The following is a 1,186-nucleotide window of genomic DNA, read 5'->3' as shown; positions in this document are numbered from 1 at the left end:
TGTAACTCCCCCATAAACTGAAACAGTTCATAAGTAGAATTTCTATCAATATAAGAAGGAAGTTTTACGATGCGAAAAAGTAAGTTCACTGAAACACAGATCGTGGGCATGATCAAAGAAGCTGAATCTGGTGTGCCTGTACCAGAAATATGCCGTAAACACGGCGTTGGTCAAAGTACGTTTTATAAGTGGCGTTCTAAATATGGTGGGATGGAGGCCTCTGATGTAAAACGTTTAAAAGAGCTTGAAGATGAAAACCGCAAGCTAAAAGATATGTTTGCAACTCTAAGTTTAAAACACTCAATGCTTGAGGAAATCATCTCAAAAAAGCTGTAAAAACAAGTAGACGCAGAGCTTGGGTCGCTCACTTACGAGCACGGTTTGAGGTAAGCGTAGCATTTGCTTGTGACGTAGCAGGTTTAAGTCGAAGCGTTTATTACTATAAATGCAATCGACCATCGGATGATGATGTAATTGATGCTTTGTTGGCGCTTGTTGAGCGGCATCCAAGGTGGGGCATGCCTAAGCTGTTTAAACGACTTAGGCATCAAGGCAAAGTATGGAATAAAAAGCGTGTTGAGCGAGTGTATAACCTGCTCAAACTTAACCTTAGACGAAAAGGAAAGCGCCGTGTACCAACACGCACACCAAAGCCGTTAAGCGCACCAGGAAAACATAATGACTCTTGGTCGATGGATTTTATGAGTGATGCACTCAATTACGGACATCGTTTTAGAACACTGAATGTGCTGGACGATTACAACCGCCAAGCGTTAGCGATTGAGGTTGATACAAGCCTCACGGCTGAGCGAGTTATCCGAGTATTGGAAAGGGTCATTGCATGGCGTGGAACGCCAAAACAAATTAGAGTGGATAATGGCCCTGAGTTTACGTCAAATGTCTTGGAGAGCTGGGCTGCTAAAAAGAGCATAAAACTTGAGTTTATTAAGCCAGGAAGTCCATATCAGAACGGTTTTGTGGAGCGGTTTAATCGCAGCTACCGAGAAGAAGTATTGGATTTATATCTGTTTGAGTCACTTCAGCAGGTTCGTGACATTACAGATGAATGGTTAGATATTTATAATTATGAACGGCCTCACGATGCACTAGGAGATCAAACTCCAATGGGCTATCTTGAGGCCGCATAATTCTACTAATGGACGGTACTAAAACTGGGGCAGTTACA

The 1,186-nt window shown here is 42.5% G+C and carries 1 protein-coding gene; it reads left to right on the top strand.

Annotated features, from left to right (window positions below):
• The first annotated feature begins 69 nt into the window (after positions 1-69).
• A protein-coding gene (locus N475_RS25035) for an IS3 family transposase (RefSeq protein WP_155731002.1) occupies positions 70-1,148 on the top strand; the annotation gives its coding sequence in 2 pieces (ribosomal slippage) (positions 70-322 and positions 322-1,148; 1,080 coding nt in all).
• The last annotated feature ends 38 nt before the right edge of the window (positions 1,149-1,186 follow it).

Source organism: Pseudoalteromonas luteoviolacea DSM 6061 (assembly GCF_001625655.1).
GTDB lineage: Bacteria > Pseudomonadota > Gammaproteobacteria > Enterobacterales > Alteromonadaceae > Pseudoalteromonas > Pseudoalteromonas luteoviolacea.
The sequence above is the reverse complement of the archived record's forward strand: the minus strand, read 5'-3'. Positions and strand labels throughout refer to the sequence as shown.